Consider the following 14,215-nt stretch of genomic DNA (forward strand, 5'->3'; position numbering starts at 1 on the left):
CGAAGCGACTCGACCACCGACCAGACGTCTAGATGGAGGAGGTGTCGAGACCGGTGAATCCCCCGCCGTCCGACTCCACGGAGACCAGCCACGACGTGGGCTGGACGCCGATCGCCGAAGAAGCCGCCCGCGCCGCGCGTCTGTTGCACCCGAAGGAGGGGGAACTCCCCCGCCCCGGGCGTCGCCGCGTGCTGACCGTCGCCAACCAGAAGGGCGGCGTCGGCAAGACCACCAGCACGGTGAACCTCGCCGCCGCGCTCGCGGTCCACGGGCTCAAGACGCTCGTCGTCGACCTCGACCCGCAGGGCAACGCGAGCACCGCGCTCGACGTCGACCACCGGTCCGGGACGCCCTCCATCTACGAGGTGCTCATCGGCGAGGTGACGCTCGCCGAGGCCGCCCAGCCGACCGAGCAGTCCCCCAACCTCTTCTGCGTCCCCGCGACGATCGACCTCGCCGGCGCCGAGATCGAGCTCGTCTCGATGGCGTCCCGCGAGTCCCGGCTCAAGGAGGCCATCTCCTCGGAGATCCTCGACGAGATCGGCGTCGACTACGTCCTCATCGACTGCCCGCCGTCGCTCGGCCTGCTGACAGTCAACGCGATGGTCGCCGCGCAGGAGGTGCTCATCCCGATCCAGTGCGAGTACTACGCGCTCGAAGGTCTGGGGCAGCTGCTGAGCAACATCGAGCTCGTGCAGCAGCACCTCAACCGCGAACTCCGGGTCTCGACGATCCTGCTCACCATGTACGACGGCCGCACCAAGCTGGCCGACCAGGTGACCAACGAGGTCCGGAACCACTTCGGCGACACCGTCCTCAAGACGGTCATCCCCCGCAGCGTGAAGGTGTCCGAGGCACCCGGGTACGGCCAGACCGTGCTCGCCTACGACCCCGGCTCGCGCGGGGCGATGAGCTACGTCGACGCGGCCAAGGAGATCGCCGAGCGCGGCGCACAAATGGAGAAGGGTAGTTCGACATGACCGAGCGTCGAGGAGGGCTGGGGCGCGGCCTCGCCGCCCTGATCCCGACCGGACCGGCCACCGGCGGGCCACTGCCGACGCCGTCCGCCGACGCGGCCGACAAGAAGACGGCCGAGGACAAGGGCTGGTTCGCGGCGAACGGCGCGGCCGGCCAGCGTCCGGAGGTCAGCGGCGAGGTAGCCGGGGCGGTCTACCGCGAGATCCCGGTCAGCTCGATCAAGCCGAACCCGAAGCAGCCGCGCCAGGTCTTCGATGAAGACGCGCTCGCCGAACTCGAGCACTCGATCCGCGAGTTCGGGCTCATGCAGCCCATCGTCGTCCGCGAACTCGGGAACGACGAGTACGAGCTCGTCATGGGCGAGCGGCGGTTGCGTGCTTCGCAGCAGGCGGAGCTCGAGGCGATCCCGGCGATCGTCCGGCAGACCGCCGACGAGTCGATGCTGCGCGACGCGCTCCTGGAGAACATCCACCGCGTCCAGCTGAACCCGCTCGAAGAGGCGGCGGCGTACCAGCAGTTGCTCGACGAGTTCGCGGTTACCCACGAGGAGCTGGCGAGCCGGATCGGGCGCAGCCGCCCGGTCATCACCAACACGATCCGGCTCCTCAAGCTCCCCCTGCCGGTGCAGCGCCGGGTGGCCGCGGGCGTCCTGTCCGCCGGCCACGCCCGCGCGCTGCTGTCGCTGGAGGACGCCGAAAGCCAGGAGGAGCTCGCCGCGCGGATCGTCGCGGAGGGCATGTCGGTCCGGGCGACCGAGGAAGCCGTCACGCTCAAGAAGAGCGAGAAGCCGGCCAAGCCGAAGCCCGCGCCGCGCAAGCCGATCCAGGCGCCGGGGTTGCAGGAACTCGCGAACCGGCTCTCGGATCGCTTCGACACCCGGGTGAAGGTCGACCTCGGCCGCCGGAAGGGCCGGATCACGCTCGAGTTCGGGTCCGTCGACGACCTCGAGCGAATCGTCGCGCTCATCGATCCGAACGGGACGAATCAGACACCGAAAACCGATTAGGGATCACCCCGGGGTGTTTCGTCACGGTGATGATTGCTCCTCGGAGCGGTGACGTACACGCGAAGTGATCACACGAAAAAGGCCGCCACGGAGGTTCCGAGGCGGCCTTTCGCGTGGGTAAGAGTCAGCGGGAGACAGCCCGCGCGATGAGTTCGGCGAACACCGCACCGAGCGACTTGCCCGCCGCCTCGATCGCCATCGGCACGGTCGACGTCTCGGTGAGACCCGGCGACGGGTTCACTTCCAGGAAGTGAACCGTGCCGTCCGCCGCGACGACCGCGTCGGTGCGCGAGATGTCACGCAGCCCGAGCACGCGGTGCGCGGCGACGGCCAGTTCGGCCACCGCCTTGGCCGCGGCGTCGTCGAGCCGGGCCGGGGTGAAGAAGTCGGTCAGGCCGGCCGTGTAGCGGGCCGTGTAGTCGTACACGCCGCTCTCCGGCACGATCTCGACCGCGGGAAGGGCTTCGGGGCCGTCTTCGCCCTCGATGACCGTCACGGCCACCTCGACGCCGTCCACGAACCGCTCCGCGAGCACCGTGTCCCCGTAGGCGAAGCAGCCGACCATCGCGGCCGGCAGTTCCGCCGCCTCGCGCACCACCTGCGTGCCGAGCGCGGAGCCGCCCTGGTCCGGCTTGAGGATCAGCGGCAGGCCGAGGCGCTCCACCATCGCGTCGAGCACCGCCTGGGCGCCGAGCTCGCGGAACGTGCTGTGCGGCAGCACCACCCAGTCCGGCGTCACGAATCCGGCGTTCTGCAGCAGTGCCTTCGCCGTCGGCTTGTCCCACGCGCGGCGGCAGCCCTGGGAGCCGGTGCCGACGAACGGCACGCCCAGCATCTCCAGCACCGTCTGCACCGAGCCGTTCTCGCCCTCGCCGCCGTGCAGCGCGACGACCACCGCGTCCGGGCGCTGCGTGCGCAGCCGCTCCAGCAGGCCCCCGTCGGTGTCCCACTCCTCGATGCCGAAGCTCTCGGACTTGAGCGCTGCGGAGAGCCGCCGCCCGGACCTCAGCGAGACGTCACGCTCGTGCGAGAGCCCGCCGGCGAGCACGGCAACGGTACGGTCGACCACCGTGGAAACTCCTTAAAGAAGAAGAAAGAATCAGACCGTGTCCGGGGACGGGTTCTGCGGCCCCTTGATCTGGCGCGAGGTCACGCTACCGAAGGTGCGCGCGAGGTCCATTTCGGACTCCAGCACCGCCGCCAGCCGCCGCACGCCCTCACGGATGCGCTCCGGCGTCGGGTAGCAGTAGGAGAGCCGCATCTGGCGGCTGCCGAACCCGTCGGCGTAGAAGCCGGTTCCGGACGCGTACGCCACCCGCGCGGTCACCGCGCGCGGCAGCATCGCCTTGGTGTCGACGCCCTCCGGCACCGTCACCCACACGTAGAACCCGCCGTCCGGCTTGGTCCACGAGCAGCCGGGCGGCAGGTACTGGTCGAGCGCGGACAGGATCGCGTCCCGCCGCTCGCGGTAGTTCTCGCGGAACTTCTTGATCTGGCCCTTCCAGTCGTGCGTGGCCAGGTAGCGCGACACGATCAGCTGGTTCAGCGTCGGCGGGCACAGCGTCGCCGACTCCGCGGCGAGCACGAGCTTCTCGCGCACGGCGTGCGGCGCCAGCACCCAGCCGACGCGCAGGCCGGAGGCGAACGTCTTCGAGAACGACCCGAGGTACACGACGTTGTCCGGGTCGGTCGACCGCAGCGCGGGGTACGTCTGCCCGTCGAAGCCGAGCAACCCGTACGGGTTGTCTTCGACGACCAGGACACCGTGCTCGCGGCAGATCTCCAGGATCTCCGCGCGGCGCTCGACGGCCAGCGTGACGCCGGCGGGGTTGTGGAAGTTCGGGATCGTGTACAGGAACTTGACCCGGCGGCCGGCCTTCTTCGTCCGGTCGAGCGCTTCGCGCAGCAGCGACGGGACCAAGCCCTGGTCGTCCATCTCGACGTGCACGACCTGCGCCTGGTAGGCGGCGAACGAGCCCAGCGCGCCGACGTACGAGGGACCTTCGGCGATCACGACGTCACCCGGGTCGCAGAACAGCCGCGTGACCATGTCCAGGCCCATCTGCGAGCCGACGGTCACCACGACGTCGTCCGGGTGCGCCTTGATGCCCTCCAGGGCCATGATTTCGCAGATCTGCTCGCGCAGCACCGGGACGCCGTGCGCCGAGCCGTACTGCAGCGCCACCAGGCCGTCTTCGGCGATGATCTCGGCCACCTGCGCCGAGAGCGTGTCGAGCGGGAGCGCCGCCAGGTTCGGCATGCCGCCGGCCAGCGAGACCACCTCGGGCCGGCTGGCCACCGCGAACAGCGCCCGGATCTCGGAGGCGGTCATCCCCGCGGTGCGCGCGGCGTACCGCTCGAGGTGCGGGTCGAGGTTCTGGCGGCCGCTGGGCCGCTGGCTGGGGCGGTTCTCGGTCATCGACGATTCACCCGGGGCTCGGTGGACACGGTCACTCCCGCGGGAGCTGGTAGATCCCATCGAGTGTAACCGGGCACCCATCAGGACCCCCTGGCCTTTCGGTGCTCGTCACATCGGCCTATCCTCGACCCTGGCTCCCGTGTTCGTGCCGTGGATAGCGCGCGGCCTGACGAGCGGGCCGCCGGTCGGGAGCGCAGGTCAGGGAGGTCGCGGGTGTCGCGTCGCGTCGTGGGCGTCACACTGGACAACCTGGAGCACCTGCCGAAGAGCTGCCGCCGGTGCGTGTACTGGGAGCTCGCCCCGCACCTCAAGCACCAGGCCGAGGAGTTCGGCGCGACCGAGGTCGAGAAGGAAGCCTGGGTGTCGAGCGTGCTGCTCGAGTGGGGCTCCTGCGGCCGGATCGTCTACAGCGACACGCTGCCGGTCGGGTTCGTGCTGTACGCCCCGCCGAACGCCGTCCCGCGCGCGCTGGCCTTCCCGACGTCGCCGCCGAGCGCGGACGCCGTCCTGCTGACCGCCTTCCAGGTGCTCCCCGAGTTCCGCGGCGGTGGCCTCGGCCGGATGCTCGTCCAGGCGGTCGCCAAGGACCTCACCAAGCGTGGTGTCCGCGCCATCGAGGCGTTCGGTGACGCGAAGCCCGACGAGCCGGACCCCGACGGCGGCCACAGCTGCGTGCTGCCGGCGGCCTTCCTGCAGAGCGTCGGCTTCAAGACGGTCCGCCCGCACCAGAAGTGGCCTCGCCTGCGCCTCGAGCTGCGGTCGGCGATCACCTGGAAGGAAGACGTCGAGGCGGCCCTGGAGCGGCTGCTCGGCCAGGTGACGATCACCACCGCCGAGCCCAGCCTCGGCCGCGCCTGATTCCGTACCCGCAAACGTTTGCGCCTGGGTGTCCACGCGCCTCGAAGGCACGTGCGCACAACTGTGGAAGAAGTGCCGAGTTATCCACAGAGCGCTGATAGGAGCGGTGGAAAAGCTGTGGAGAACTGCCCCGAAACCTGGGGACGCGCGCGTCGCGTCCCCAGGGGTGGTGGGGCAGGTGAAGGAGAGCCGCTAGGGGTTGTGGTCGGCCCTATTCGGCTTTGGCGAGCTCGTGCGCCAGGACGTCGGCGAACGTGAACGTGCCCGTCGGCTGGTCGCCTTCGCCGAGCAGGTACAGGCGCTTGACGGCGATCAGGATGCCCTCCGCGACGATGTCGCGGAACGCCGGGTCGCCGAGCTTGCGGGCGTCGTCCGGGTTCGTCAGGTAGCCGATCTCGACCCGGACCGCCGGGCAGCGGGTGCGGGTGAAGATGTCCCACGACTTGTAGTGCGTGCGGCAGTCGAGCATGCCGGTGCGGGCCGCCACCTCGCGCTGGATGAAGCCGGCCAGCAGCTCGCCCACGGTGGACGTGGTGCCGTTGCCGTTGCCGAAGTGGAAGCTCGCGACACCCTGCGCGCGCGGCGAGGAGTTCTTGTCGCTGTGCAGCGAGAGGAACAGGTCGGCGCCCGCGTCGTTGGCGAACTTGGCGCGCTCCAGCTCGGTCGGGCTGTGGTTCGGGCCGCGGGAGATCAGCGCCTCCATGCCGGTGGCCTTCATCCGGCCTTCGAGCCGCCGGGCGAGGTCCCACGCGATGTCGGCCTCGCGCAGGCCGCCGGCGACCACGCCGAGGTCGTCGCCGCCGTGGCCCGGGTCGATCACGATGCGCTTGCCACGCAGGCGCGGACCGGCCTGGCGCACCTGCTCCTGCTCGCGCAGGAACACGGGGCGCCCGCCCCGGGCCCGCGGCGAGGACAGGCGGTGCAGCTCGCGGATGGTCGCCGGGCCGCAGACGCCGTCCGGCGTCAGGCGCATGTCGCGCTGGAACGTCTTGAGCGCGCGCTCGGTCGCCGGGCCGAAGTAGCCGTCGGGGCGGCCGGCGTCGAAGCCGAGCTCGGTGAGCCGCTCCTGGAGCGTGAAGACGTCGTCGCCGTGCACCGGCGACGAGATCATGAAGGACAGCGGACGGCTGCCCAGGTGGTAGCTGGCGCCCTTGAGCGCCTGGAACGTCGCCGGACCCACGATCCCGTCGGTCATCAGCCCACGACGCTGCTGGAAGGCACGAACGGCGTGCTCGACGGCGACGTCGAACGCGCCGTACTCCTCGTCGGTCCCGGTGACCGGCGGGAGCAGGTCCATCCCGGCCAGGATGGACCTGATCTCGGCGACGTCCGGACCGGCGTCACCGCGGCGGAGTACCCGCATGCACTCCTCGCTCTTCCTAAGGCACCGATTCGGGGGCTCGGTGCGTGGCAGGACTTCGGAAAACCTTCGCTGGGACGAGCCCAGGTCTTCTATTGTGCCTTGCCAACTCTGGGTGACAGCGTAGGCCCGGTCGGTTCGTCAAGGGCCCGATCGTGGAGTACCCCCGGTCGTCGCTGTCACGCTCGACTCAACTCTTCTGGGACAGATTCCCCCGAACGCGACAAACCCGGGACCCGCAGGAGATTCCCGCAGGCCCCGGGTTCGCCGGGCTGGTTCGGTTCAGAGGACGTCGGCGAGGTCCGACAGCAGCGCGGCCTTCGGCTTCGCGCCCACGATCTGCTTCACCGGCTTGCCGCCCTGGAACAGGATCAGCGTCGGGATGGACATCACTTGGTAGTCACGCGGCGTGTTCGGGTTCTCGTCGATGTCGATCTTGGCGATCGTCAGCTTCTCGCCGTTCTCGGCCGCGATCTCCTCGAGCACCGGGGCGACCATCTTGCACGGGCCGCACCAGGTGGCCCAGAAGTCGACGAGGACCGGCTTCTCGCTGGTCAGGACCTCGTCGACGAACGTCGCGTCGGTCACCTTGACGGTGTTGGCCATGGTTTCTCCTTCGAGTGGGTTGAACGCCGGAAAGTCAGTTGGTGCCCGCGCCGTAGCCGCCGCCGACCAGTTCGGCCGCCTCGTGGGCGTCGGCCTCGCCGTGCTCCGCGAGCCATCGTTCCGCGTCGATCGCGGCGCTGCACCCGGAGCCCGCGGCGGTGATCGCCTGCCGGTAGGTGCGGTCCACCAGGTCGCCGGCCGCGAAGACGCCGTCGAGGTTGGTGAAGGACGTCTTGCCCTTCGTCACGACGTAGCCGTCCTCGTCCAGGTCGACCTGGCCCTTGACCAGCTGGCTGCGCGGGTCGTGGCCGATGGCGACGAAGAAGCCCGACACGTCGAGCGTCGACTCCGTGCCGTCCTTGGTGTCCTTGAGCTGCAGGCCTTCGACCTTGCCGTCGCCGAGCACCCCGGTGATCTGCGAGTTCAGCTGCCACTTGATCTTCTCGTTCGCGCGGGCGCGCTCGAGCATGATCTTGGAGGCGCGGAACTCGTCGCGCCGGTGGACGATCGTGACGGACTTCGCGAACTTCGTCAGGAAGGTCGCCTCTTCCATCGCCGAGTCGCCACCGCCGGCCACCACGATGTCGTGGTCGCGGAAGAAGAAGCCGTCACAGGTCGCACAGGCGGAGACGCCGCGGCCGAGCAGCTCCTGCTCGCCCGGCACGTTCAGGTACCGCGCCGCGGCACCCATGGCGAGGATCACCGCGCGGGCGGCGTAGCGCTTGCCGTTCGCGGTGACGTACTTGACGTCCCCGGTCAGCTCCAGCGACTCGACGTCCTCCGCGCGCAGCTCGGCGCCGAAGCGCTCGGCCTGCTTGCGCATCTCCTCCATCAGGTCCGGACCCATGATGCCGTCGCGGAACCCGGGGAAGTTCTCCACCTCGGTCGTCGTCATCAGCGCGCCGCCGAACTGCGTGCCCTCGAACACCAGCGGCTCGAGCTGGGCCCGCGCCGCGTAGACGGCAGCGGTGTATCCGGCAGGACCCGACCCGACCACGATCAGGTTCCTGATTTCCTCGGCAGCCACCCGTTGACCTCCGCTCGTAGTGACCTGTACCAGGCTCAACACGATCGTAGGTGGCCATGTTCCCAGCCGTGACAGCCGCTACTTCTCCCCGACGACCTTGTCGAACAGCACAGCCGGATTTCCGGGTCCGCAGTCGGCGCCGAAGGCCACCAGGCGGAACTGGGCGAGCTTGCCGGTGGTCAGGATGATCATCACCCCGGCCTTGCCGCCGACGTTCACCGGGCGGATGCCCTCGGGGCGCACCTTCGGGTCCAGCCCGGCGGCCGCGATGCACGCGTCCAGGCGGTCTTCGCTCTGCAGCGGGCCGAAGTCGCGGACGCCGATCGCCTTGCCGACCAGTGCCTGAGCGCCGGCGCCGTCACTGCCGACCGACGGGCCGGTCGGAGCCGGTGCGGCCACGTCCGGGGTGCCGGGCTTGGGCGAGGTGTTCGGGATCGCGACGGTCACGGCGACGACCGCGGCCGCGGCCGCGGTCAGGACGCCGGCGGCCCAGCCGAGCCGCTTGTTCCGCTTCCGCCGCGCCGCCGCGAGGTCCACCACCTGGGCGCCCTGCGGTGCCGGAGCTGCCTGCCGGGGTTCGGGAAAGCGGGCGGCTGCTTCGGCGGCCAGCGCCGCGTCCAGCCGGGCGGCGAACTCCGCGGGCATCCGCGGGGCCGGCGCTTCGGCGAGCGAAGCCAGATCGGACTGCGTGGCGTCCAGGGCGTCCAGGACCGCCCGGGCCTCCGGGTCGGCGTTGACCAGCGGCCACAGCTCGGCCGCCTGCGTGTCGTCCAGGACACCGGCGTGGAGGTCGGCGAGCACGTCGACAGACCAGGGCGGACCGACGGTCCCCCCGATCCCCCGGCTTTCGTCCGTCATCGTCCCTCCCCGCTACCCGGCTGACGCCCGGCCCGTTTGCTTTCGTGAGTTGGGACGTTCGCAATCGCATCGGGGTTCCGCAGGTGCCCGAGAACCTTCGCGAGTTTCCCGCGGCCCCGCGCGCACCGGCTCTTCACCGTGCCCTCGGCGATGCCGAGCATCTTCGCCGTCTCGGCGACGGAGTATCCCTCGACGTCGACCAACACGATCGGGGCACGTTGCTCTTCGGGCAGCTGGTCGAGCGCCTCCCGCACGAGCAGACTGGTCTCGCGCTCGGCCATCGAGTCACGGGGTGTGGCGGGCTCGTTGAAGCCGGTCTCCGGCAGCGGCACGGTCGGTCGCGCCTGGCGGCGGCGGATCCGGTCGAGGCAGGCGTTCACCACGATCCGGTGCAGCCAGGTCGTGACCTGCGACTCCGCCCTGAAGTTCCCGGCCGCGCGGAACGCCGAGATGAACGCGTCCTGCAACGCGTCGGCGGCCTCTTCCGGGTCGCGGACCGTGCGCAGGGCCACCGCCCACATGCGGTCGCGATGTCGCTGGACGAGTTCGCTGAACGCATGGGGGTCCCCCGCGGCGTGAGCCGCTATCAGATCCGCATCCGTGGGAGCTGCAGCTGTCACCCGGCAGAGCCTACTGACCCTGTCGGGTGCGTCACCCCGCAGGCAGGAAGGACAGATCACCGATCTGGGTGAGGTACTCGCCGTCGTCGCCACCCAGTGCGGTGATCCAGACGATGAAGTACTTGCCCTGGGTCGGCTGCGCCAGCGCGATCGTCGTCTCGCCGTCCTTCAGGTCGCCGTTGCCGACCACCTTCGTGTCGGCCAGGTCGGGGTTCTTCTCGGTCGCCGAGCGGATCTCGACCTTGGTGCCGGGCGTGCCGGCGTTGATCTTCACCTGGCTGAGGTTGATGTCGTCGGCGAACGTGACGACCAGCCCGACACCGGGCTTGATGGCCGGGAACTGCTGCTTGTACTGCTCGGTCTTCCAGACCGTGCCGGGGTTCCCGTCGATCGCGTTCTTCGCGCGGCCGGTGTTGTCGCCCTTGCCCTCGGGGTTGTAGACGGCGGCGGACTGCGGCTTCACCGGGTCGCCCACCTTGGGAGCCGGCGGCGGGGCGGGCGCGGACGACGACGCGGGCGGCGCGGCCGACTGGCTCGACGCCGGTGGCGCGGCGACGTTGATCGACGGGCCGCTGGCCTTGGAATCGCCCTGGAAGACGTTGATCAGCATCAAGCCGCCCCAGGCCAGGATGACGACGGTCGCGACCACCAGGACGGTGACGCCGAGGGCGAGCTTGCGCCGCCGGGCGACGTCCTTGACCGGCTTCTTCGTCGTCCAGATCGTGCCGTCGGGCTCGGCGACCTCGCCGCCGACAGCCTTGATCAGCTGGGTGCGCTCCTCTTCCTCGGCCACCTGGTCGAGGACGCGCAGGATGGCCGCGCTGGTGCGGATGCCGCCGTTGCCGCCGTCCTCGATCGTGCGGACGGCCAGCGACGACAGGTCGGCCGGGACCGTCGGCACCAGCTGGCGCGGCGGGACGATCCGGCCCTGCGGCGTCATCGGCGCCGCCGGGATCGCGGGCGGGCCGCCGGGCAGCGCCCAGCGGCCGGTCAGCAGCAGGTACAGCACCGCGCCGAGCGCCTTGACGTCGTCGCGCAGCGTGGCCTCCGGCAGCGGGCCGGGGAACGCGAGCTTGAGGGCGCCGTTCGGCGTCAGCCGCAGGCGCTGGGGGTGGTCGAGGCCGAGCACGAGCCCGTTCTGGTGCGCCTGCTCGACGGCTTCGGCCAGCGCCTGCACCATCCGCGCGGCCGCGGCGGGCGCCACCGGCCGCTGCGCGACGAGGTCGACCAGGTCGCTGCCCTTGGTCCACTCCGCGACGACGACGCCGAGCAGTCCTTCGCTCGAGGTGATGCCGCTGCCGAGGGCGAGCACGTCCAGCACGCGGGCGACGCCGCCGTGGCCGAACTTCGACGCGTGCGTGGCCCGCTCCAGCGTCCGCCGGGCCAGCCGGGCGGCTTCGGGGTCCGCCGGGTCGCCGACCAGCAGGGTCAGCGCCACGTCCCGCTTCAGCTGCCCGTCACGCGCACGCCAAAGGTGCGCGTCGCCCCGCTCGTCCACGCCGAACTGCGCGAGGAGGCGGTAGCGGCCGTCGCCGACCACACGCCCGGGGGCCAGCGATCCGACCTGGGCCCTGCCCACGTGGTTCGCACCCCCCGCCTGTTCGCTCCGCCTCGTGTCCACCCTCACTCGCTCCCGCTCGATCCCCGTCGTCGAGGGTACCCAGAATACGACGCGGGAGTCGTCGCCATCCGTACCGGAATCGTTACCCGCGCTTGATCAACCGGGTGAACCTCGACGTGGCCGGTTTCAGCTCCTCGACCTTCAGCGCCATCAGCACCCCGAACGAGACCACGATCCCCACGATGCTCTGCAGGAAAAGCTTCGCCCACGCCCCCAGTTTCGGGCCGAACGCGTCCGGCACGAGCTGGCCCGCCACCCACGCGGCACCGACGCCGAGCGCGCTCGCCACGACCGTGAACAGGATCACGCCGATCACCCGCTTGCTGCGCAGGTTGCCCAGCGTCACCCACAGCCAGACCTGGCCGAGGATCGCGCCGACCACGAACGTGAGTGCGTTCACCATCATCACGCCGAGCACGACGTTGTCCTCGGACAGCAGGACCGGGCACAGGTACAGCAGCGGCACCTTGACCAGCGTCATCACGATCATGATCAGCGTCGGCGTGCGGGCGTCCTTCATGGCGTAGAACACCCGCATCTGGAGCATCACCAGCGCGTACGGCAGCAGCGCGAACGCCGAGATGGCGAGCGCGTCACCGAGCCGCTCGGCCGTCTCGACCGTGCCCTTGCCGAAGGTGAACAGCGCGATGCCGATCGAGCCGCCGACCACGGTCATCACCGCGGAGATCGGCACGAGCATCACCGTCGAGATCCGGGACGCGTAGGACAGGTCGCCGATCAGCTTCTTGTGGTCGCCGTCGGCGGCGGCACGGCTCATCCGCGGCATGATCGCCGTCAGCAGGGAGACGCCGATGACGCCGTACGGCAGCTGGAAGAGCAGCCACGCGTTGCTGTAGGCCGTCACACCACCGGGTGAACCGCTGGTCAGCACGCGCGTGTTGATCGTGTAGCCGATCTGGCTGACCGCGACGTACCCGAGGATCCACAGCGCGAGGCCGCCGAACTCCTTCATCTGCTTGTCGATGCCCCAGCGCCACTTGAACCGGAACCCGGACCGCAGCAGCGGCGGGACCAGCAGCAGCGCCTGGGCGACGATGCCGCCGGTGACGCCGATGCCCAGGGTCAGCACCTTGGGATCGGTGATCGACACCTGGGTGGTGTTGATGTCCCCCGGCATGATCCAGACGACCAGGATCGTGAAGATGACGACCAGGTTGTTGATCACCGGCGCCCACGCCGTCGGCCCGAAGATCTGCTTGGCGTTCAGCACGGCCGACAGCAGCGCGAAGACGCCGTAGAAGAAGATCTCCGGCAGCAGCAGGTAGGCGAACGCCGTGGTCAGCGCCGGGCTGGCCTTGCCGGACGAGTCGACGTACAGGCTCGTGAACGCCGGTGCCGCGATCACCGCCACCACCGTGCCGACCAGCAGCAGCGAGAACGCCACGGTGATCAGGCGCTGGGTGTAGGCCGCGCCGCCGTCCGGGTCGTCTTGTGAACGCACCAGCAGCGGCACCACCACGCTGGCGAGCACGCCACCCATCAGCAGCTCGAAGATGATGTTCGGCATCGTGTTGGCGACGTTGAACGAGTCGTTCGCGACGCCCTGGCCGATCGCCGCGACCAGCAGCAGCTTCCAGAGGAAGCCGGTGATCCGGCTGATCAGCGACGCGATCGCCATCCGCCCGGACGCCTTCGCCAGCGACGGCGCCTTGGCCGGGGCCTCCTCCGGCGCCTCCCCGTCCGGCCGGGGCTTGACCAGCGGGCCCTTGAGCGCCGGCATGACCTGGGTGGCCAGCGCGTCGTAGGGCCGCATGACGTCGGGGTCGGCGACCGGCCAGCGCGAGTTCATCGGGACGCCGGCGGTGCGCGGGATGAACCGCGTCGCCTCCGGGTCCGGTGGGCGCTGGACCTGGGTGGCCTCCTCCTGCCACGGCCGGACCGGCGCCGGGCGGCGCGAGCCGCGGCCGCGCGGCGGGACGGGCGTGCCCGGCGGCGGGGTGCCGAGCGCCGGGTTGCCGGGCGGCGGGGTCACCGGCGGGCTGGGCTGCGGGAGCCTGCCCTGGTGGGGAGCCGGGCCGGGCAGGACCGGTTGCTGGCCGCCCGGCGGCGGCGCGACCGGCTGCGCACCGCTTTGCGGCGGGCCGCTTTCGGGTGGGCCCTGCGGGCCGCGCGGGGAAACGACGGGCTGGGCGCCGCTCAGCGGCGAGCCCGGCGGGGGGACGGCCGGTTGCGCCCCGCTGTGCGGCGGCGGGCCCGGCGGGGCGACCGGCTGGGCACTGCCTTGCGGCGGGCCCGGCAAGCCGCCCGGGGAGATGACGGGCTGGGCGCCGCTCAGTGGCAGGCCCGGCGGGGGGACGGCCGGCTGTGCCCCGCTCTGCGGCGGCGGGCCCGGCTGTGCTCCGCCGTGTGGTGGGACGGGCTGGACGCGCGTCGGCGCGGGCCCGGCGTTGCGCGGTGGCTGGCCACCCCGCGGGCCCTGCGGCGGCATCCGGCGTGGCTGGTCGTCGCGGAGGGCGCGATCGTCGTGCGGGCTGCGTTCGTCCCGGGGCCAGTCGTCGCGCGGTCGCTCGCCGCGGGGCGGGAACTCGTCCGCGGCCGGGTGGTCGCCGCGGGGCACGCGCTGGTCGCGAGGAAGACGGTCGTCCGGGGCGGGCCGGTCGCCGCGCGGGGCGCGCTGGTCGCGGGGCAGTTGGTCGTCCGGGACCGGGCGGTCGCCACGGGGAGCACGCGGGTCGCGGACCGGGCGGTCCTCCGGGCGTTCGCCACGGGAGGCGCGCTGGTCGCGGGCTGGCCCGCCGCCGCGGACCGGGCGGTCGTCGACCGGCGGGCGGTCGGCGCGCGGTGACCGGCCTTCGGGCGGTGCCTGGTCGCCGCGGCGGGGGCGGCTGTCTTCGCGGGCCG

The 14,215-nt window shown here is 71.2% G+C and carries 13 protein-coding genes; 4 read left to right on the forward strand and 9 right to left on the reverse strand.

Annotation, left to right across the window (positions count from 1 at the left end; genetic code table 11):
• The first annotated feature begins 32 nt into the window (after positions 1–32).
• Positions 33–980 carry a ParA family protein gene (locus ABZX11_RS01350; RefSeq protein ID WP_254897058.1) on the forward strand — a complete coding sequence of 316 codons (948 nt, stop codon included), beginning with the start codon at positions 33–35 and terminating at the stop codon, positions 978–980.
• A complete protein-coding gene (locus ABZX11_RS01355; protein WP_176173844.1) occupies positions 977–1,984 on the forward strand; it encodes a ParB/RepB/Spo0J family partition protein in 1,008 nt (335 codons plus the stop codon). The genes ABZX11_RS01350 and ABZX11_RS01355 overlap by 4 nt, the downstream gene beginning before the upstream one ends.
• A 124-nt stretch (positions 1,985–2,108) precedes the next feature.
• Here ABZX11_RS01355 and ABZX11_RS01360 read toward each other — a convergent pair whose 3' ends face one another.
• Positions 2,109–3,053, reverse strand: coding sequence for a D-alanine--D-alanine ligase (locus ABZX11_RS01360; RefSeq protein ID WP_354908800.1), 945 nt, complete (start codon positions 3,051–3,053; stop codon positions 2,109–2,111).
• Between the two features lie 30 nt (positions 3,054–3,083).
• Complete coding sequence (locus tag ABZX11_RS01365) at positions 3,084–4,403, reverse strand: PLP-dependent aminotransferase family protein (protein WP_176173846.1); 1,320 nt, start codon at positions 4,401–4,403, stop codon at positions 3,084–3,086.
• Positions 4,404–4,616: 213 nt separating this feature from the next.
• Between ABZX11_RS01365 and ABZX11_RS01370 the strand changes: the two genes are divergently transcribed.
• Positions 4,617–5,261, forward strand: a complete 645-nt coding sequence (locus tag ABZX11_RS01370) for a GNAT family N-acetyltransferase (RefSeq protein ID WP_176173847.1) — start codon at positions 4,617–4,619, stop codon at positions 5,259–5,261.
• Positions 5,262–5,472: 211 nt separating this feature from the next.
• On the opposite strand, the gene ABZX11_RS01375 is transcribed toward ABZX11_RS01370, so the two are convergent.
• The 7 genes from ABZX11_RS01375 to murJ form a co-directional block, all read right to left on the reverse strand.
• Complete coding sequence (locus ABZX11_RS01375; protein WP_176173848.1) at positions 5,473–6,624, reverse strand: N-acetylmuramoyl-L-alanine amidase; 1,152 nt, start codon at positions 6,622–6,624, stop codon at positions 5,473–5,475.
• A gap of 279 nt (positions 6,625–6,903) precedes the next feature.
• Positions 6,904–7,227 (reverse strand): thioredoxin, encoded by a 324-nt coding sequence (gene trxA / locus ABZX11_RS01380; RefSeq protein WP_003082899.1) that lies wholly within the window; start codon positions 7,225–7,227, stop codon positions 6,904–6,906.
• Positions 7,228–7,261: 34 nt separating this feature from the next.
• Positions 7,262–8,254 carry a thioredoxin-disulfide reductase gene (gene trxB / locus ABZX11_RS01385; RefSeq protein ID WP_176173849.1) on the reverse strand — a complete coding sequence of 331 codons (993 nt, stop codon included), beginning with the start codon at positions 8,252–8,254 and terminating at the stop codon, positions 7,262–7,264.
• A gap of 78 nt (positions 8,255–8,332) precedes the next feature.
• On the reverse strand, positions 8,333–9,112 hold the full coding sequence (locus ABZX11_RS01390; RefSeq protein ID WP_176173850.1) for a hypothetical protein: 780 nt from the start codon (positions 9,110–9,112) through the stop codon (positions 8,333–8,335).
• A complete protein-coding gene (gene sigM / locus ABZX11_RS01395; RefSeq protein WP_086841008.1) occupies positions 9,109–9,732 on the reverse strand; it encodes an RNA polymerase sigma factor SigM in 624 nt (207 codons plus the stop codon). Before sigM ends, ABZX11_RS01390 begins: the two co-directional genes overlap by 4 nt.
• 31 nt (positions 9,733–9,763) lie before the next feature.
• Entirely contained in the window at positions 9,764–11,311 is a 1,548-nt protein-coding gene (locus ABZX11_RS01400) for a protein kinase family protein (protein ID WP_254897059.1), read from the reverse strand.
• Between the two features lie 124 nt (positions 11,312–11,435).
• Positions 11,436–13,163: a murein biosynthesis integral membrane protein MurJ gene (murJ, locus tag ABZX11_RS01405; protein ID WP_254897493.1), complete on the reverse strand. Its 1,728-nt coding sequence runs from the start codon at positions 13,161–13,163 to the stop codon at positions 11,436–11,438.
• A 213-nt stretch (positions 13,164–13,376) separates the two neighbouring features.
• Between murJ and ABZX11_RS01410 the strand changes: the two genes are divergently transcribed.
• Complete coding sequence (locus ABZX11_RS01410; protein WP_354908805.1) at positions 13,377–14,159, forward strand: hypothetical protein; 783 nt, start codon at positions 13,377–13,379, stop codon at positions 14,157–14,159.
• Positions 14,160–14,215 lie beyond the last annotated feature (56 nt).

Origin of the sequence: Amycolatopsis sp. NPDC004169 (genome assembly GCF_040610315.1) — a bacterium.
GTDB lineage: Bacteria > Actinomycetota > Actinomycetes > Mycobacteriales > Pseudonocardiaceae > Amycolatopsis.

Excerpts from the sequence above, each read along its gene's own strand:
- ABZX11_RS01390 (WP_176173850.1), bottom strand. The coding sequence starts at position 9,112 with ATGACGGACGAAAGCCGGGGGATCGGGGGGACCGTCGGTCCGCCCTGG.
- ABZX11_RS01350 (WP_254897058.1), top strand. The coding sequence starts at position 33 with ATGGAGGAGGTGTCGAGACCGGTGAATCCCCCGCCGTCCGACTCCACG.
- ABZX11_RS01365 (WP_176173846.1), bottom strand. The coding sequence starts at position 4,403 with ATGACCGAGAACCGCCCCAGCCAGCGGCCCAGCGGCCGCCAGAACCTC.
- ABZX11_RS01375 (WP_176173848.1), bottom strand. The coding sequence starts at position 6,624 with ATGCGGGTACTCCGCCGCGGTGACGCCGGTCCGGACGTCGCCGAGATC.
- trxA (WP_003082899.1), bottom strand. The coding sequence starts at position 7,227 with ATGGCCAACACCGTCAAGGTGACCGACGCGACGTTCGTCGACGAGGTC.
- ABZX11_RS01355 (WP_176173844.1), top strand. The coding sequence starts at position 977 with ATGACCGAGCGTCGAGGAGGGCTGGGGCGCGGCCTCGCCGCCCTGATC.
- murJ (WP_254897493.1), bottom strand. The coding sequence starts at position 13,163 with ATGAACTCGCGCTGGCCGGTCGCCGACCCCGACGTCATGCGGCCCTAC.